Below are 17,645 nucleotides of genomic sequence, written 5' to 3'. Positions count from 1 at the left end.
CGAGCAGGGGCAGAGGCAAAGCCAAGGCGCTGTCCTTCCTCGCCGGCGGCGCCGTGTTCCGCTCTGCCCGGTACCACCAACAGGCCGAATTCAAAACCGAGAAAGCCCAGCGGATGGTATTCACTCGCGCTTTGAAGAAACTGGGGATCCGTCACCGGCGGGCATACAACACCCGGCATTCCTACGCGACGATGCTGCTGATGGCGGGTGTGAATCCGGCTTTCGTGGCGTCGCAACTGGGCCACTCAGTGACCATGACGCTGACGGTTTATTCGAAGTGGATAGAGGGAGAAGCAAGCCGGGCCGAGCTGGATAAGCTCGACCTCTCGGGTCCGATTGGTAAAACTTTGGTAACGGACCGCTCGTAAGTGCTTGATAAATATGGTCGGGACGGCAGGATTTGAACCTGCGACCACCACACCCCCAGTGTGGTGCGCTACCAGGCTGCGCTACGCCCCGAGAAGTCGCGAATGCGAGGCCGGCATTATACTGAATGAGCCCCTGATGACAAGCCTATTTGCCCGGCGCGAGCACCTTCAGCACATCTTCCAGCTCTTCGATGGTCTCCTTGATGACCGCCTGTATGTCCAGCTGCAGTGCATCGGGCTCTTCAGTGGTCATGCGTTGCCGCGCGCCGCCGATGGTGTAACCCTGGTCATACAGCAGGCTGCGGATCTGGCGGATGGTCAGCACATCCTCGCGCTGGTAGTAGCGACGGTTGCCGCGGCGTTTGACCGGTTTCAACTGGGGAAATTCCTGTTCCCAGTAACGCAGCACGTGCGGTTTCACCGCACACAATTCGCTGACTTCCCCGATGGTGAAGTAGCGCTTGCCGGGGATGGCCGGCAGTTCGTTATTGTGACTCGGTTCCAGCATACTCTTCTACTCGCGCCTTCAACTTTTGCCCGGGACGGAAGGTAACCACCCGTCGCGCCGAAATCGGGATTTCCTCACCGGTCTTGGGGTTGCGACCAGGGCGCTGGCTCTTGTCGCGCAGGTCGAAATTCCCGAAGCCGGAAAGCTTTACCTGCTCGTTACCCTCCAGACTGGCGCGGATTTCCTCGAAAAACAGCTCCACGATCTCCTTGGCCTCTCGTTTGTTGAGCCCCAGCTCTTCAAACAGGCGTTCAGCCATTTCAGATTTGGTAAGAGCGGTCATCGTTGTTACAGCGCCTGGTTCCTGAGCTCAGCGTTATAGTTTTTTTCCAAGGAATCAATGACTTGATTCATGGACTGGTTAACCACATCGTCGCTTAGAGTGCGCGATTGATCCCTGAAAGTCAAACCAAATGCAAGGCTTTTTCTTTTAGGATCAATACCTTTGCCCTCATAGACATCAAACAACCTTAACTGACGCAGGTAAGCCCCTGCCACCGCTCTCACATGCTGCATGAGTTCAGCGGCCGGTACCTCCTTGTCGACGATCACAGCAATATCACGGCGCACTTCAGGGAACCGTGACAGCTCGCTGAAGGCGGGCAGTTGCGCGCTCAGCAGCGCATCCAGATCCAGTTCACAGACCAGCACGGGGCCGCTGATATCCAGTGCCCCCAGCACATCCGGGTGCAGGGCACCGACAACCCCTACCTGCTTGCCATTGCGGCTGATGGCGGCTGTCTGTCCAGGGTGCAGCGCCGGGTGCGTCGCGGCGGCAAAGCTGAACTGCCCGGCACAGCGACCAAGCCCCAGCACACTCTCAACGTCGCCCTTCATGTCGTAGAAATCCGCTGCAACAGAGGCCACAGACCAGGACTCGTCGAAACGCCGGCCGCTGATCACCATGCCCAGCGATGGGGTCTGGCGCAGCCCTTGCAGGCCGTTGCCTTCCGAACCGGGCAAAAATCGCAGGCCGGTTTCAAACAGGCGCACGCGCGGCTGCTGGCGATGCACGCTGCGTTGCACGGCGCCGACCAGCCCCGGCAGCAGGCTGCTGCGCATCACGCCCATCTCGGCAGAGATGGGATTCTCCAGCGCGATGGGCATCACGTCGGGATCAAACAGCTGCTGCAACTTGCGGTCGACAAAGCTATAGGTAATCGCCTCGCGATAGCCGCGCGCAGCAAGGTGCCGACGCACGCTGCGCAGTGAGAGCTTCGCTTCCGGCTGCGCGGGAATCACCAGATCCGCCTGCACGTGACTGACCGGCAGGCGGTTGTAGCCGTATACCCGCGCCAGCTCCTCCAGCAGATCGGCCTCGATGCTGATGTCGAACCGCCAGCTCGGTATGCTACAGCGCCACCCGTCTTCCAGCGCCGATACGCCGAGGCCCAATCCCGTCAGGATACGTTCAACCTCGGCGTCGACAAGCTCAAAGCCGAGCAGACGGCGGATGCGCGCACGGCGCAGCACAACGTCAGGTCGCTCGGGCAAGTGCGCTTCGACTACCGTTTCTACCACCGGGCCCGCCTCACCTCCGACAACGTCGAGTATCAACTGCGTTGCGCGTTCCAGCGCACGACGCTGCAGGGCGAAATCGACACCGCGCTCGAAGCGGTGCGAGGAGTCGGTGTGCAAACCGTAGCGGCGTGCTTCCCCCGCCAGGTGGCCCGGTGCGAAAAAGGCTGACTCGAGAAACAGGTGCCTGGTGGCTTCACCCACTGAACTGGGCTCACCACCCATGATGCCCGCCATGGCCAGGGGGCCGCGGTGGTCTGCAATCACCAACGTGTCGGGGCGCAGGTCAACAGTCTGGCCATCCAGCAGTTGCAGGGATTCGCCAGCGCGTGCGGTGCGCACCACAATACCCTCGTGCAGCGCGTCCAGATCGAAGGCATGCATCGGCTGGCCGAGTTCGAGCAGCACGTAGTTGGTGACATCCACCACCGCATCGATGCTGCGCAAACCGCAGCGGCGGAGTTTTTCCTGCAGCCACAGCGGTGAGGGCCGCGAGACATCCACGTTGCGAATGACGCGCCCGACATAGCGCGGGCAACGCTCTGGCGCCTCCAGGGTCACGGTGAGGGCATCGGTTATGGTCGCCGCTACCGGCTCGCAGGGCACCGCCGCCACCGGGAGATTGTTGAGCAGGCCCACTTCGCGGGCGATACCTGCGATGCCGAGGCAGTCTGCCCGATTCGGCGTGAGGCCGATTTCGATCAGGTGGTCGTCCAACTGCAGGTAGCCGCGCAGGTCCGCCCCCACGGGCGCATCCACTGGCAGCTCCATCAGGCCTTCATTGGCATCAGACAGCCCGAGCTCGGCTTCCGCGCACAACATACCGTGGGATTCCACTCCCCGCAGTTTCGCTTTCTTGATCTTGAAATCTCCCGGGAGCACGGCACCCACTCGGGCCAGCGGCACTTTGATGCCCGCGCGCGCGTTGGGCGCACCGCAGACGATCTGCACCGTCTCACTCCCCGCATCGACGGTGCACACACGCAGTTTGTCGGCATCCGGATGCTGCACCGCTTCCAGGATTTCTGCCACCACCACATCGCTGAAATGCCCGGCCACCGGCTCGACGGCATCAACTTCCAGCCCGGCCATGGTGATCTGGTGCGCCAGCTCATCGGTGGAGAGTGCCGGGTCGACCCATTCACGGAGCCATTGTTCGCTGATTTTCACTGATTGTCTCTCCGTGGTCTGCTAGAACTGCTCAAGGAAGCGCAGGTCGTTTTCGAAAAACAGGCGCAAATCATTGACGCCGTAGCGCAGCATGGCGAGGCGCTCCACACCCATGCCGAAGGCGAAACCGGTATAGCGCTCCGGGTCAATGCCAGAGCCCTCCAGTACCCTCGGATGCACCATGCCGCAGCCCATCACCTCAAGCCAACCGGTCTGGCTGCACACCCGACATCCCGCGCCGGCACAGTTCACGCACTGGATATCCACCTCGGCCGAGGGCTCGGTGAAGGGGAAATAGGACGGCCGGAAACGCACGGACAGGTCTTTCTCGAAGAACACGCGCAGGAAATCCTCTATCAGACCCTTGAGGTCCGCAAAACTGGAGCGCTCATCGACCAACAACCCCTCAACCTGGTGAAACATGGGCGTGTGGGTGAGGTCGGAGTCACAGCGATACACGCGCCCGGGGCATATCACCCGTAGCGGTGGCTGGTTGTTCTCCATCACCCGCACCTGAACAGGTGAGGTATGCGTGCGCAGCACCGTCGTCGGGTCGACATAGAAGGTGTCGTGCATCGCCCGGGCCGGATGGTGGGCCGGAATATTCAGCGCCTCGAAGTTGTGATAGTCGTCCTCGATTTCCGGGCCTTCGACCACCTCAAACCCGACGGCGGCGAAAAAGTCTTCCATACGTTCGATGGTGCGGGTTACAGGGTGTATGCCACCCGTGCTCTGACCGCGGCCCGGCAGCGTTACATCGAGCGTTTCCCGCCCGAGCTGCTCGGCGAGCGCTGCGGCTTCGAGTGCGACCTTGCGCTCGTTGATCAGCGCCTGCAGCTCCTGTTTGACCACATTGATCCTGGCGCCCGCAGCCGGCCGCTCCTCTGCGGACAGCTGACCGAGGCCTTTGAGCAGCTCGGTGACGCGCCCTTTCTTGCCGAGAAAGTCGACGCGCAACTGCTCCAGCGCCGCACTGTCAGCGGCACTGGCAATGGCATTCTTGGCCTCTTCAGCCAGAGGTGTCAGGTTGTCCATGTGTTCGTTTAATCCACTGTAAATGTATTCAATCTGCGCATGGCGCCCACAAACAAAAAAGGGAAAGAGCTCTGCCCTTTCCCTCTTCTGGTCTTTCTCGTATCACCAGCGAGCCGCACAGGCGGCAGGGTGGGCTCAGGCCAGAGCGGCCTTCGCTTGCTCCACAATCGCTGCAAAAGCCGGCTTGTCATGCACCGCCAGGTCCGACAGGACACGACGATCCAGGCCGATATCGGCTTTCTTCAGGCCGTTGATCAGGCGGCTGTAGCTCAGGCCGTTGGCACGGGACTGGGCATTGATACGCGTGATCCACAGCGCGCGGAACTGACGCTTGCGCTGACGGCGGTCACGGTATGCATACTGGCCGGCCTTGGTAACAGCCTGCTTGGCAACACGAAACACGCGGCTGCGGGCACCGTAGTAACCCTTGGCCTGTTTCAGGATTTTCTTGTGACGGCGATGTGCCGTTACACCACGTTTTACGCGAGGCATAGTCTACTCCTAATATCAGATGGGTAAGCGTCAGCAGGCCCGCATCATGCGGTCTACGTGCACCTTGTCGCTGGCGTGAACCATGGAGGTTCCGCGCAGCTGGCGCTTGCGCTTGGTGGTCATCTTGGTCAGGATGTGGCTCTTGTAAGCGCTTTTGCGCTTGTAGCCGCCAGCCGTTTTCTTGAAACGCTTGGCTGCCCCGCTGTGAATTTTTGCTTTTGGCATCGTCAGATACTCCGCATTGGCATCAATAAAAAGTGAAGAAAAAAGGCATTCACAGGCCCTAGTTCTTCTTCTTGGGTGCGATCACCATGGTCAACTGTCGGCCTTCCATTTTCGGGAATTGCTCGACGGCGCCCAATTCGGCCAGATCAGCTTCTACCCGCTTGAGTAGCTCCATGCCGATTTCCTGGTGAGCCATTTCACGACCGCGAAAACGCAACGTGACCTTGGCCTTATCGCCTTGCTCCAGAAAACGCACCAGGTTGCGTAGTTTTACCTGGTAGTCTCCTTCCTCCGTCCCTGGACGAAACTTCATTTCCTTGACTTGTGTTCGTTTCTGCTTCTTTTTCTGCAGGTTTTTCTGCTTCTTCGCTTCGAAGATATGCTTGCCGTAATCCATCACCTTGCAGACAGGCGGATCGGAGTCGGCAATCAGCACGAGGTCTTCACCGGCGCCTTCCGCGACGGCCAGAGCCTCTTTAAGGGGCACAATACCCACTTGCTCACCGTCCGGGCCAATCAGGCGGACGGGGCTGACAGTAATCTGGTCATTTATCAGGGCTTTTTTGGAGGCGCCCTTTCCCATGTCTTTCTTAATGCTGATTCTCCAATACAATACGGCCGCGACGCGCTACATCGTTGGCGATCAGCGCTTGTAGCGCCTCCAGGCTCATTGAACCCAGGTCTTCACCACGACGAGCCCTCACGGCCACAGTCTGTGTTTCCACCTCTTTGTCCCCTACCACCAACAGGTAGGGCACCTTACGGAGAGTGTGCTCGCGGATTTTAAAGCCGATCTTCTCATTTCTCAAGTCCGATTGGACCCGAAAGCCCTTGTTTTTCAAGGAATCTTCCACAAAACGGACATAATCGGACTGTTTATCCGTGATATTCAGCACAACCGCTTGGGTAGGCGCCAGCCAGGTGGGGAATACGCCCTCGTAGTGCTCGATGAGAATCCCGATAAAACGTTCGAACGAACCCAGAATGGCGCGGTGCAACATCACAGGCACCTGCCGCGAGCCGTCCTCGGCGACATATTGTGCGCCCAGACGCCCCGGCATGGAAAAATCGACCTGGATAGTACCCAGCTGCCAGACACGACCAATGCAGTCTTTCAGCGAAAATTCGATCTTCGGGCCATAGAAAGCCCCCTCGCCGGGCAACTCCTGCCAGGGCAATGCGTGGGCGTCGAGGGCATCCGCCAGAGCTTTCTCGGCACGGTCCCAGTCGGCATCGGACCCCACGCGCTGCTCTGGCCTGGTCGACAACCGGTAAATGACTTCGCTGAAACCGAAATCCGCATAGACCGCGTGCAGGAAGTCGATGAACGCTGCCACCTCGGGCTGGATCTGCTCCTCGGTGCAGAAGATGTGCGCATCGTCCTGCGTGAACCCGCGCACGCGCATGATGCCATGCAGGGAGCCGGAGGGTTCGTTGCGGTGACAGCTGCCAAATTCGGCCAGCCTGAGCGGCAGGTCACGGTAGGACTTCAATCCCTGGTTAAACACCTGCACGTGGCAGGGGCAGTTCATTGGTTTGACCGCGAACTGGCGATCTTCCGCCTGCAGCATAAACATGTCGTCGCCAAATTTGTCGGCATGCCCGGAGCGCTCCCACAGCGACATATCCACCAGCTGTGGCGTGCGGATCTCCTGGTAGCCCTGCGCGCGCTGTGCCTGCCGCATGTACTGCTCAATCGCCTGGTACAGTGTCCAGCCATCCGGGTGCCAGAACACCATCCCCGGGGCCTCCTCCTGCGTGTGGAAAAGGTCCAGCTTCTTGCCGATCTTGCGGTGATCGCGCTTTTCTGCCTCTTCGATGCGGGTGAGGTATTCGTTGAGCTGCTTTTTGTTGGCCCATGCAGTGCCGTAAATACGCTGCAACATTTCGTTATTGGAGTCGCCGCGCCAGTAGGCGCCCGCGACCTTGGTCAGCTTGAATGCCTTGAGCTTGCCGGTACTGGGCACGTGCGGCCCGCGGCACAGGTCCATCCAGGGGCCTTGCTGGTAGATGGACAGCTCCTCGCCTGCCGGCAGGCTTTCGATAATCTGCACCTTATAGTGCTCGCCCATGTTGCGGAACAGTTCGATGGCGCGCTCGCGCCCCATCACCAGCCGCTCCACAGGCAGGTCGTCGGCGACGATCTGCTCCATGCGCTGCTCGATCTTCTCGAGGTCTTCCGGGGTAAAGTGGTGGCCGCTGGCGAAGTCGTAGTAAAAGCCATCCTCGATCACGGGCCCGATAGTCACCTGGGTGCCCGGGAACAGTTCCTGTACCGCCATGGCCAGCAGGTGCGCTGTGGAATGCCGTATCACCTCAAGGCCCGCCTCATCGCGCTCCGTGATAATCGCCAGGCTGGCGTCGCGGTCTATGATGTGGCTGGTATCCACCGGCTGCCCGTCCACGACACCGGCCAGTGCGGCCTTGGCGAGGCCCGGACCAATCGCGCTGGCGACATCGTGAACCGATACGGGTGCCTCGAACTGACGCTGGCTGCCGTCGGGGAGGGTAATAGAAAGCATGCGTTTTCCTTGGTGTCAGTGGTGACCCCTACTAAAGGCCACGTGAGCGGGCTACAATCGGAGACTGAGGATCAACGTTCGTGCAGCCCCATTTCGCCGAAAATCGGGCCGCGCAGCATAACACAAGCCGCGCGACAGGTCACAAACTACAGCCTGCCCGGCGTTCGCGGGCGCTGCGAGCACAGACTGCTCGTGATTGTAAAGCGCGGCGTGTACAGTAAATCGACGCCACGTGTTCTATAGTGGCCTGGCACGTGCACCCACTTCGAGAGCGGCACCATGCAGGAAACCAGAGCGCTCAGAACACTACCGGGCCGACCCCGCCGGACTTCCAGCCAGTCGGCTGCACCTCTGCCGGGGCGTCCGCTGCCGTGAAATCCTCGCAGATCCCCCAACAGTACCTGCAGATTGACTTCCTCAGCGCCCTGTTTGAGGCCATGCCGGACCTCTATTTCCTGTTGACTATGGACGGAGTTATCCAGGATTTCCGCGGCCGCCAGCTGGACGAGTTGTACGTGCCGCCAGAGGCATTCCTCGGCCATCATGTAGAGGAGGTCCTGCCGGCACCTGTAGCCGCGCAGTTCGTACAGGCCCTCAGCGAGGCCGCGCAGACCGATAACGTGGTCACCTTCGAATACCAGCTCTCCGTCCGCGGTGCGGAGGCCTGGTTCGAGGCGCGCATCAGCGCGCTGCGTGACCACCAGCAGGCCGTGTGTGTCGTGCGTAACTTCAGCGAGCTGCACGAAGCGCGGAAACAGCTGGAGTCCATGGCTCACTACGACGCCCTGACCGGCCTCGCCAACCGTGCGCTGCTCGACAAGCTGCTCGAGCAGAGTGTGCGTTCTGCCAGGCGCAACCAGCAGCGCATGGGCGTGATGTTCATCGACCTCGACCGGTTCAAGGATGTCAATGATACTCTCGGGCACGCAGCGGGTGACCTGCTGCTGCAGTTGGCATCCCGGCGCCTGCAAAGCACGCTGCGCGAAAGTGACACCCTGGCACGTGTCGGCGGCGACGAATTCGTGGTCGTACTGGACGATCTGGAGAGCATTGACAGCGCGTCGGGGGTTGCCCGGAAACTGATGAACGACATGTGCACCCCCTTCGACCTGCAGGGTACGGAAGTGGTGATCAGCTGCAGCATCGGTATCAGCATCTTCCCGGACGACGCCGACAACGCCTCCCGCCTGCTCAGTTACGCCGACACGGCGATGTACCGGGCCAAACAACAGGGCCGCAATGACTGGCGCTTCTATACGGCGGACATGACCCGCGCGGCGATGGAGCACCTTGAGCTGATTGAGGCCCTGCGCGCTGCGCTGGAAGACAACAGCCTGACCCAGCTCTACCAACCCCAGTTCGATTGCGAGACCGGGCGCAGCGTCGGCGTAGAGGCTCTGGCCCGCTGGCCTCGCCCGGGGCGCGACAGCCTGGGGCCCCAGCGTTTTATCACGCTGGCGGAACAGGCGGGGCTGGCCCGCCGCCTCGATCGCTGGTCGCTGGAGTCGGCGTGTCGGCAATTGCACCGCTGGCTGGAGGAGAGGCATGATCCGGGGGCAGTGAGCGTGAATCTGAGCATTCACTCACTCACCGACGAAACCCTGCCAGAGGCCGTGGCCGGCCTACTGCACGACTATGCCATTCCCGCCCATCATCTGCAGATCGAAATCAAGGAGCTGGCCCTGCTGGGCGAGCGACCGGCGGCCAGAGATTGCCTGAAGGCGCTGATTGCCCTGGGCGTCGACATCGCTGTGGATGACTTCGGGTCGGGCTACGCCGCCCTTGAGTACTTGCGCGCCCTGCCCGTCACAACGCTGAAAATTGACGCCGCTTTCATGCGCGACGTACCGGGCGACCCGGAGCAGGCGATCATTGCCAACACCGTGATCGCCATGGGCCGGGCACTGGGCATGAAGGTCGTCGCCAAGGGCATCGAGAATGCAGAGCAGGCCGATTTCATTCGCCACCAGCACGGTATTCAGGGCCAGGGCTACTATTTCAGCCATCCCCTGAGTCCCGAACAGGTCGGCGAGCTGCTGGACTAGGCTGCGCCTCAACGACATAGCGTAGCGGCCCGTTGGTCTGCCAGCTGTCAAAGGGATAGCAGGTCACCAGCAGCAGGCCGTCGGCGCCTGATGCAGGCGGCTGCAACGTCTCCACACGGCTGTCCACCACACGGATGGCAACCACCCGAAAGTGTCGAACCCGCCCTGCGATGTCCTCCAGTCGCAGGGTCATGCCGGGCTGCAGCGCCTGCAGGAAGCGGAAGTGCGTGTCGCGATGTCCGGCGATAACAGTCCAGCGCTCCGCTGACCCGTCGAAAGCTTCATGCAACCCCGGACCGAAGGCCAGCGCCTGACCGGAAGTGCCGGCGAGCACATGGTAGTCAGCGCCCAATGCAGGTGCCTGCAGGCGTGCCGCCGGCCAGGTGTCTGCCCAGGGCCAGGGCTTGTGCGGCACGCCCTCCTCCCGGGTATGCTCCCAGGCGCGTGCCAGCAGGTGCTGGGCAAGCATGGCCTTGGCGTGTATCCACCCGGCGCCGGCGAGTTGCCAGGCCGCCAGCAGCAGCACCAGCATCAGCAGCACTCGGCGCCACTGCTTATTGGGCAGCGTCATCGGGCACATGGTCCAGCTCCGGTCCGCGCATCACCCAGACCAGCAGGGCAAAGAACAGCAGCAGGCAGGCGATAAACAGTTTCGCCGCGGCAGTGGTTGCGGTTTGCGGATAGGCAAAGCCCTGCGGATCCTGACCACGGGGACGCGTATTGCGCACCGCGTCGGGTTTCAGCGGTACATCGGCGGGACGTTGGGCATGCTCCTCTACGGCGATAAAGCTGGTGTAGGGGCTCAGCAACTGATGCTGCAACGCGACCGCGAGGACATTGGCCCTGATCACCTCCTCCCGGGTACCGGTGAAGCGCTCATCCAGCAGCGTCTGTATACGTGCACGCGCCCACAGGCTGCCGACCCCGGGGGCTGCTGACTGTGCCTGCCCGTCCAGCATCAGCGCCTGCTCCCAGGGCTGACCGGCCAGGGTACCCGTCACCCGAATCACGCCCCCCTGCGGCGGCGTATTGAAGCGCACACTGCGCACCAGCGGTGCCCCTGCGTACAGGTCCGGCACGGGACCCCCTGCGTCTGCAACCGCCTGCGGCCAGTGCACCTGCACATCGGTCAACAGGGGTGCCGCCAGATACCCCACCAGCGCGTCCATCTGCGCACTGATCTCACTCAACTCGCCTACATGCAGGTGACGGCCACGACCCAGCTCCGCGGCCTTGCGCAGGAACCAGCTGTTCGGCGCCGACCCGATACCCACCGTAAACAGGCGGGAGGCGCCCAGCTGCGATGCGATCATGTCGATAATGGCCTGCTCATTGCCTACGGCCCCATCGGTGAGAAACACAATCTGGCGCAGCCGTTCACCGTTGCTGTCGCGCCCCTGACCAAGGGCATGCCGTAAGGGCGGCAGCATCTCGGTACCGCCCCCGGCTTCCAACCTGCCGACAAACCGGCGGGCTCGCTGCAGCGCGTCTGCAGACGCCGCGCGTGCCTCCTGAAACAGGGATCGGTACCCGTGATCAAAGGCGATGATATTGAAATGATCGCTGGGGCGGAGCCCATCCAGCGCAGCGGCGAGGCTCTGACGCGCCTGCTGCAGAGGCACACCGCCCATCGAGCCAGAGGTATCCACCACAAACACGAGCTCACGTGGGGGCGCGCCGGTTGCCTGCTGTAACCCGGGCGGCACCACCAGCAACATTCCATAGTGATCCCCGTCTATGGCTTCCGTGAACAAGGCAGCCCGGGGTTCGCTGCCGGTGGCGGGCGTCCAGCGCAGCACAAAATCCCGGTCCATCTCACTGGGGCCACGCGCCAGCTGCAGCTCATAGCGGTTCCCTGCGCGGGACAGGCGCATGGCGTGGCTGGGCGTATCCACGCGGGCGAGGGGCAAACCCGCATTGAGCTCGACAGCAATCGACACCGGGTTCAGCGGCAGGGCATCGGAGCCCTCCACGGTGTGCTGCCAGGCCGTGATCAGGGGCGCATCAGGCACCTGGTCCGTGGCCGGGTGCCAGGCCAGATAGTCCGGCGCCGCCGGCTCCCCACCATCCCGCGGCAGAGACACACCGGGGATGTAGCGCGGGGTCAATGTCATGGGGAGGCGCAGGCTGAATACGCTGTCGGCAAACTCTACCGGCTGCACGAACTCCAGAACCACCGTAACCGTCTCGCCGGGAGCCACATTCGCTATCCTATTCTGGAACAGGTTCGGCCGCTGCTGCGAGACCAGGCTGGCCTTGCGCCCGCTGCTGGCCGCCTGCCGATACAGGGTCTGCGCCTCCTGCCGCTCACGCACCCGGCCGACGATGCGGCGGTCACCCGCACGCATTTCCATGGCGCGCACCGCCGCATTACCCGGCAGCGGAAAAACATAGACACCCTCCACCCAATCCGCGCTGGTATTCTCGAAGGTCTGCTGCAGCCGCACCACCGCGACCATGCCCGCCACCTGCACGTCGAAGCGGCTGTGCTGGAGCAGTGCCGGCACGGGGGGCAAACCCGGGCGCTGGAGCAGGAGCTGGCCAGAACCGGGGGTCTCGTCGATGTCCGCTCGTACCGTGCCTGCGCTCAATACCAGCAGGCAAAGCACAGCCGCCAGCCATTGCGGCAGAATCCGGAAACAGACTCGCAGCAGGACACCCGCTGTGCCGCCACGATTCAACAGATGCATCGCCATCGTAACCTCTCCCTCTGTGATAGACCGCGCTATTGAAACGCCCGGAGCTGTCGATCTGATGGCATCGCTGTGGCAGGCTGATGCTGAATTGTGACCAATTGTGGCAGCGCTTGAGCGCGCGGCCTGATTCTGGAACCATGGCAGCCTCTCCCGCCGGGTAGCACTGCATGCGACACCACATCGCCATTGTCGAAGACGAGGCCGCACTGGCCGCGAATTACCGCGATGCCTTGCAGCGCCAGGGCTTCCGGGTATCGCTGTTCTGCGACCGGCGCAGTGCCAGCGATGCGTTTCGTCGCCAGCTGCCCGATCTGGCCATCATCGACGTCGGGCTGGGTGATGACATCGAAGGCGGTTTTGAACTGTGTCGTGAACTGCGCAGCCTGTGCGCGGTGGTACCCATCGTCTTTCTGACAGCGCGCGACAGCGAACTGGATGTCATCTCCGGCCTGCGCCTGGGCGCCGACGACTACCTGACCAAGAACATCAGTCAGGCGCACCTGCTGGCGCGCATTGTTGCCTTGTTTCGGCGAGTGCAGGCACTGCGGACACCGGAGTTACGGGAGCACGTCGTCGAGCAGGGCGCGCTGAGCCTTAACCTGGAGCGGATGACCGCACACTGGAGCGGAACACCGGTGCCCCTGACCGTCACGGAATTCTGGATGGTGCATACGCTGGCGCGGCACCCCGGGCATGTGAAGAACCGCCAGCAGCTGATGGACAGCGCCAATGTCGTGCTGGACGACAACACGATCACATCGCACATCAAACGCATACGCCGCAAGTTTGCTGCCCTCGACCCCGCCTTCGACTGCATCGAAACCGCCTATGGCATGGGCTACCGCTGGCAGGGCAGCTAGCGCGTGAACCTGCGTCGACAACTCGTGCTGGTCAGCCTCCTGCTGCTCACCCTGCCCTGGGCCGGTTGCCAGTTCCTGCGTGAAATGGAGATCGCCCTGCGCCAGGGGCAAGCGCAGGCCGTCGCCGCAGCTGCTAGCGCCGTTGCCGCCAGCCTCGCCGAGCGGCCCGATGCGCTGTATCCCAACCGCGAACGTCTGCGCGCTGCGGATGATCCCGAGGGTTCGCTGTATGCCCCGCTGCTGGACAGCCCACTGCTGTTGGACGGCTATGAAGATGGCTGGGATACGTTCATTCAGGGGCACTACAGCAGCCTGGAGACCCGTGTACCCCGCCTGAACTACCGTGCGGGCGTACACGCCGGCACGCTCTACCTGATGCTGCAGGTGACTGACGAATCCGTCACCTATCACGACCCTGGTCTGAGCCCGGAGCCCAACGGTGACCGGCTGATACTGCGCACCTGGCTGGATAACAGGCGCCAGGACTATGTCATCGCCACCCCCGCCCCGGGCAGCGTGCGCGCCCAATACGCCAGCCCGCGCCATCCCGGGGTGGACGCCGGGCAGATTCGCGGCTTCTGGCAGGACACCCGGGAGGGCTACGCGATAGAGCTCGCACTGCCACTGTCGATCACCGGACAGCGGCTCGGCGTGTATGCCATTGATGTCGACGGACATCGCAGCAGCGGCTGGCGCACCGCCGGTAATACTGGCCCCATGGACCTCACGGCACCCCCTTGGCTGATCTACCCGCCGCAGGCGCTGCAAGCCGATCTGGCACGATTCGCACAGCCAGGCCAGCGGCTCCGCGTCACAGACCGGCACGGGCGATTACTCGCGGAAGCGCTGGCACCAACCACGGACCGTGCCGATGACGACGGTGACACCTTCTGGCTGCTGCAGGCGCTGTACCGGCGAATACTGGCGGAAGAAGTGACTGACCACAGGGCGCCGCCGCAGGGGAATGGCTATTTGCGCGGAAATGAAATCACCGCGGCACTGGCGGGAACAGCCATCCAGCACTGGTACCGCTCGGAGAGCGTGGGGCGGCATCTGTTGGCGGGCGCCGCCCCGGTGCGCAATGCGGGACAGGTGATCGGCGCGGTTGTGGTAGAACAGAACAGCGAGCAGTACCTGTCGCTCACCGATCGGGCTTTCAGCCGCCTGCTTGGCTACAGCGCCCTGGCGCTCGCCTCGGCGGCGCTGGGTCTGCTGCTGTTCGCCAGCGTGCTGTCATGGCGCATACGACGCCTGAGTCGGGCTGCAAGCCGCGTCCTCGGCCGCGAAGGTGTGCAACTTTCGCGCTTTCCGCGCAGCCGCGCGCGCGATGAAATCGGAGACCTGTCGCGCAGCTACGCGCGCCTGCTGGAAGAGCTGCACGAGTACAATGAATACCTGCGCACCTTGAGCCGCAAACTGTCCCACGAACTGCGCACCCCCATCGCCGTTATCCAGTCATCACTGGACAATCTGGCCGCCGACGAACTGGCTGGCGAGCGCGACGTCTATGTACAACGCGCACGCCAGGGCCTGTCGCGTCTCAGCGGAATACTCGATGCGATGACCGAGGCAACGCGGCTGGAAGAAAGCCTGCGCCAGCGCGATGTTACGCGACTGGACCTGGTGCCACTGCTGGAATCACTCTGTGCCGCCTATCGCAACGTGTACAACAACCACACCGTCGCGCTTTCTGTACCCCGGGGGGGCGCCTGGGTGACCGGGGCTGCCGACCTGCTGGTTCAGGCGCTGGACAAACTGGTCGACAACGCCGCGTCGTTTGCGCCCCGTGGCAGCGAGATCGCAGTGCGCCTGCTACCGCAGGGGCCGGACTGGGCAATCGGCGTCAGCAATAGCGGCCCTGCCCTGCCCTCCGACATGCAGGGTCGCCTCTTCGAGGCCATGGTCTCATTGCGCAAATCACGCAGTGCCGACTCGGTGCACCTCGGGCTGGGGCTGTATGTGGTTCGCCTGATCGCCGAATATCACCAAGGCAGCGCGCACGCTGCGACCGGGGACGATGGCAGCGGTGCCGTGTTTACCCTGCTGTTGCCCCGGGACGACGACCCGATCAGCTGAGAAATGCGAGCTGGCGGGCCTCTGCCAGCTGGTCGCGCAGCGCTGCGGCCTGCTCAAATTCCAGATTGCGCGCATGTTCCTGCATTTGCGCTTCCATCTGCTGCAATTTCCGCGCGAGGGCCGCCGGGCTGAGTCGGGCAATGTCCGCGCTGAACGCCAGCGACTGCTCGGCCACCTTGTTGCCCTTGGCGCGACCACGGGTTGGCATGCGCCGCGCCCCTTCCATGATGTCCTTCACGGACTTGTTGACACCCACGGGGGTAATACCGTGCTCGGCGTTGTAGGCCAGCTGCTTCTCCCGGCGTCGGGCGGTTTCCGCCATCGCCCGCTCCATCGACCCCGTTACCTTGTCGGCATAGAGAATAGCCCGGCCCTTGAGATTGCGCGCCGCGCGCCCGATGGTCTGAATGAGAGAACGGTCAGAACGCAGAAACCCTTCTTTGTCGGCATCGAGAATCGCCACCAGCGAAACTTCGGGCATATCCAGGCCTTCGCGCAGCAGGTTGATGCCCACCAGGACGTCAAACTCACCCAGACGCAGATCGCGAATAATCTCCACCCGCTCTACGGTATCGATATCCGAGTGCAGGTAGCGCACCCTGACACCGTGTTCCGTAAGGTACTCCGTCAGGTCCTCCGCCATGCGCTTGGTCAGTGTGGTCACCAGGACCCGGTCACCCGTTGCCACGGTGCTGTGGATCTCCTGCAGCAAGTCGTCCACCTGGGTTGTTGCAGGGCGCACCTCCAGGTCCGGGTCGATGAGACCTGTAGGGCGCACCACCTGCTCCACCGTGCGCCCGGCATGCTCCTGCTCATAGGGGCCAGGTGTCGCGGAAACAAACAGGGCCTGCGGCACCAGCCGCTCCCACTCCTCGAAGCGCAATGGTCGGTTATCCAGCGCAGAGGGCAGGCGAAAGCCGTACTCGACCAGCGTTTCCTTGCGGGAGCGGTCACCGCGGTACATGCCGCCGATCTGCGGGATGGTGGCGTGGGACTCGTCGATAATCACCAGCGCGTTCTGCGGCAGATATTCGAAAAGGGTAGGCGGCGGCTCACCCGGCCCGCGACCCGACAGATAGCGCGAATAGTTCTCCACACCGTTGCAGTAACCCAGCTCGCGAATCATCTCGACATCGTAGCGCGTGCGCTGCTGCAGGCGCTGCGCCTCGACCAGCTTGTCATTCTCCTTGAGCTGCGCGACGCGCTGCTCAAGCTCAGCCTCGATATGCGCAACGGCTTCCAGCATCACATCGCGCGAGGTCACGTAGTGGCTCTTTGGAAAAATGGTCACCCGCGGCACCTTGCGCTCGACCACACCTGTCAGGGGATCAAAGAAGTAGAGATTATCGATCTCATCATCAAACAGCTCCACGCGCACCGCTTCGCGCTCGGAGTCTGCGGGGTAGATGTCGATGACGTCGCCGCGCACGCGATAGGTGCCGCGATGGAAGTCGACATCGTTGCGGGTATACTGCAGCTCGGCAAGATGGCGCAGCACCTGACGCTGATCAATCATCTCGCCGCGCGAGAGGTGCAGCACCATCTTGAAATAGGACTTCGGATCGCCGAGACCATAAATGGCCGACACCGTAGCCACCACCAGGCAATCCGAACGCTCCATCAGCGCCTTGGTCGCCGACAGACGCATCTGCTCGATGTGCTCGTTCACAGAGGCATCCTTCTCAATGAAGGTGTCCGATGAAGGCACATAGGCTTCGGGCTGGTAATAATCGTAATAGGATACAAAGTATTCGACAGCGTTGTCCGGGAAGTACTCCTTGAACTCGCCGTAGAGCTGCGCCGCCAGTGTCTTGTTGTGGGCCATGACGATCGTCGGACGCTGCAACTGCTCTACCACGTGGGCCATGGTGAAGGTTTTCCCGGACCCGGTTACCCCGAGTAGTGTCTGGGAGGCCAGACCTGCGTTCACGCCTTCCACAAGTTCCCGAATGGCCCGGGGCTGGTCACCGGCGGGGGCGTAACTGGAATGCACTTTGAACGGTTTGGACATGAAGAAAAGGCCCGATAATTCGCTAACCGGCTATTATGAGCTACTGGCAGGCGATTTGCAGCCGCAGGCGAGATTGCGAAAAATACCCCACAGGCTGTTGACCTGTATGGGGTGCATCA

15 protein-coding genes and 1 tRNA gene are annotated in these 17,645 nt (G+C 62.3%); 4 read left to right on the top strand and 12 right to left on the bottom strand.

Annotation, left to right across the window (positions count from 1 at the left end):
- On the top strand, positions 1–368 hold a 368-nt coding region (locus R3E49_RS15885; protein ID WP_371295941.1), incomplete at its 5' end, for a tyrosine-type recombinase/integrase.
- A gap of 14 nt (positions 369–382) precedes the next feature.
- Here the strand turns inward: R3E49_RS15885 and R3E49_RS15880 are convergent.
- The 9 genes from R3E49_RS15880 to thrS form a co-directional block, all read right to left on the bottom strand.
- Positions 383–459, bottom strand: a tRNA-Pro gene (locus tag R3E49_RS15880).
- A gap of 54 nt (positions 460–513) precedes the next feature.
- The gene (locus tag R3E49_RS15875; RefSeq protein WP_290739789.1) at positions 514–876 is read right to left on the bottom strand and encodes a MerR family transcriptional regulator; all 363 of its coding nucleotides are present in this window, start codon (positions 874–876) and stop codon (positions 514–516) included.
- Positions 854–1,159: an integration host factor subunit alpha gene (gene ihfA, locus R3E49_RS15870; protein WP_101521943.1), complete on the bottom strand. Its 306-nt coding sequence runs from the start codon at positions 1,157–1,159 to the stop codon at positions 854–856. Before ihfA ends, R3E49_RS15875 begins: the two co-directional genes overlap by 23 nt.
- A 5-nt stretch (positions 1,160–1,164) precedes the next feature.
- Positions 1,165–3,564, bottom strand: coding sequence for a phenylalanine--tRNA ligase subunit beta (pheT, locus tag R3E49_RS15865; RefSeq protein WP_371295940.1), 2,400 nt, complete (start codon positions 3,562–3,564; stop codon positions 1,165–1,167).
- Positions 3,565–3,585: 21 nt separating this feature from the next.
- Positions 3,586–4,599: a phenylalanine--tRNA ligase subunit alpha gene (pheS, locus tag R3E49_RS15860; RefSeq protein WP_371295939.1), complete on the bottom strand. Its 1,014-nt coding sequence runs from the start codon at positions 4,597–4,599 to the stop codon at positions 3,586–3,588.
- Between the two features lie 135 nt (positions 4,600–4,734).
- Entirely contained in the window at positions 4,735–5,091 is a 357-nt protein-coding gene (gene rplT / locus R3E49_RS15855) for a 50S ribosomal protein L20 (protein WP_027949006.1), read from the bottom strand.
- 30 nt (positions 5,092–5,121) lie between these two features.
- On the bottom strand, positions 5,122–5,316 hold the full coding sequence (rpmI, locus tag R3E49_RS15850; protein WP_123035199.1) for a 50S ribosomal protein L35: 195 nt from the start codon (positions 5,314–5,316) through the stop codon (positions 5,122–5,124).
- 58 nt (positions 5,317–5,374) lie between these two features.
- Positions 5,375–5,899, bottom strand: coding sequence for a translation initiation factor IF-3 (gene infC / locus R3E49_RS15845; protein WP_371295938.1), 525 nt, complete (start codon positions 5,897–5,899; stop codon positions 5,375–5,377).
- A gap of 7 nt (positions 5,900–5,906) precedes the next feature.
- Complete coding sequence (gene thrS, locus R3E49_RS15840; protein ID WP_371295937.1) at positions 5,907–7,838, bottom strand: threonine--tRNA ligase; 1,932 nt, start codon at positions 7,836–7,838, stop codon at positions 5,907–5,909.
- 371 nt (positions 7,839–8,209) lie between these two features.
- On the opposite strand from thrS, the gene R3E49_RS15835 reads away from it, so the two are divergent.
- Positions 8,210–9,883, top strand: coding sequence for a putative bifunctional diguanylate cyclase/phosphodiesterase (locus tag R3E49_RS15835; protein ID WP_371295936.1), 1,674 nt, complete (start codon positions 8,210–8,212; stop codon positions 9,881–9,883).
- Here R3E49_RS15835 and R3E49_RS15830 read toward each other — a convergent pair.
- Entirely contained in the window at positions 9,837–10,454 is a 618-nt protein-coding gene (locus tag R3E49_RS15830; protein WP_290739765.1) for a class GN sortase, read from the bottom strand. The genes R3E49_RS15835 and R3E49_RS15830 overlap by 47 nt on opposite strands.
- Positions 10,438–12,579, bottom strand: coding sequence for a marine proteobacterial sortase target protein (locus R3E49_RS15825; RefSeq protein WP_371295935.1), 2,142 nt, complete (start codon positions 12,577–12,579; stop codon positions 10,438–10,440). Before R3E49_RS15825 ends, R3E49_RS15830 begins: the two co-directional genes overlap by 17 nt.
- A gap of 167 nt (positions 12,580–12,746) precedes the next feature.
- On the opposite strand from R3E49_RS15825, the gene pdsR reads away from it, so the two are divergent.
- Together pdsR and R3E49_RS15815 are read left to right on the top strand one after the other, a co-directional pair.
- Positions 12,747–13,439, top strand: a complete 693-nt coding sequence (pdsR, locus tag R3E49_RS15820) for a proteobacterial dedicated sortase system response regulator (protein ID WP_371295934.1) — start codon at positions 12,747–12,749, stop codon at positions 13,437–13,439.
- A 3-nt stretch (positions 13,440–13,442) separates the two neighbouring features.
- Positions 13,443–15,515 (top strand): ATP-binding protein, encoded by a 2,073-nt coding sequence (locus tag R3E49_RS15815; protein WP_371295933.1) that lies wholly within the window; start codon positions 13,443–13,445, stop codon positions 15,513–15,515.
- Here R3E49_RS15815 and uvrB read toward each other — a convergent pair.
- The gene (gene uvrB / locus R3E49_RS15810; RefSeq protein WP_371295932.1) at positions 15,508–17,526 is read right to left on the bottom strand and encodes an excinuclease ABC subunit UvrB; all 2,019 of its coding nucleotides are present in this window, start codon (positions 17,524–17,526) and stop codon (positions 15,508–15,510) included. The two genes, R3E49_RS15815 and uvrB, sit on opposite strands and share 8 nt — an antisense overlap.
- Positions 17,527–17,645: the final 119 nt, after the last annotated feature.

Source organism: Haliea sp., from assembly GCF_041395985.1.
GTDB lineage: Bacteria > Pseudomonadota > Gammaproteobacteria > Pseudomonadales > Halieaceae > Haliea.
The sequence above is the reverse complement of the archived record's forward strand: the minus strand, read 5'-3'. Positions and strand labels throughout refer to the sequence as shown.

Bases quoted from the DNA above. Each gene is read 5' to 3' on its own strand.
- R3E49_RS15875 (WP_290739789.1), bottom strand. From the start codon at position 876: ATGCTGGAACCGAGTCACAATAACGAACTGCCGGCCATCCCCGGCAAG.
- ihfA (WP_101521943.1), bottom strand. From the start codon at position 1,159: ATGACCGCTCTTACCAAATCTGAAATGGCTGAACGCCTGTTTGAAGAG.
- pheS (WP_371295939.1), bottom strand. From the start codon at position 4,599: ATGGACAACCTGACACCTCTGGCTGAAGAGGCCAAGAATGCCATTGCC.
- rplT (WP_027949006.1), bottom strand. From the start codon at position 5,091: ATGCCTCGCGTAAAACGTGGTGTAACGGCACATCGCCGTCACAAGAAA.
- rpmI (WP_123035199.1), bottom strand. From the start codon at position 5,316: ATGCCAAAAGCAAAAATTCACAGCGGGGCAGCCAAGCGTTTCAAGAAA.
- infC (WP_371295938.1), bottom strand. From the start codon at position 5,899: ATGGGAAAGGGCGCCTCCAAAAAAGCCCTGATAAATGACCAGATTACT.
- thrS (WP_371295937.1), bottom strand. From the start codon at position 7,838: ATGCTTTCTATTACCCTCCCCGACGGCAGCCAGCGTCAGTTCGAGGCA.
- R3E49_RS15830 (WP_290739765.1), bottom strand. From the start codon at position 10,454: ATGACGCTGCCCAATAAGCAGTGGCGCCGAGTGCTGCTGATGCTGGTG.
- R3E49_RS15825 (WP_371295935.1), bottom strand. From the start codon at position 12,579: ATGGCGATGCATCTGTTGAATCGTGGCGGCACAGCGGGTGTCCTGCTG.
- pdsR (WP_371295934.1), top strand. From the start codon at position 12,747: ATGCGACACCACATCGCCATTGTCGAAGACGAGGCCGCACTGGCCGCG.
- uvrB (WP_371295932.1), bottom strand. From the start codon at position 17,526: ATGTCCAAACCGTTCAAAGTGCATTCCAGTTACGCCCCCGCCGGTGAC.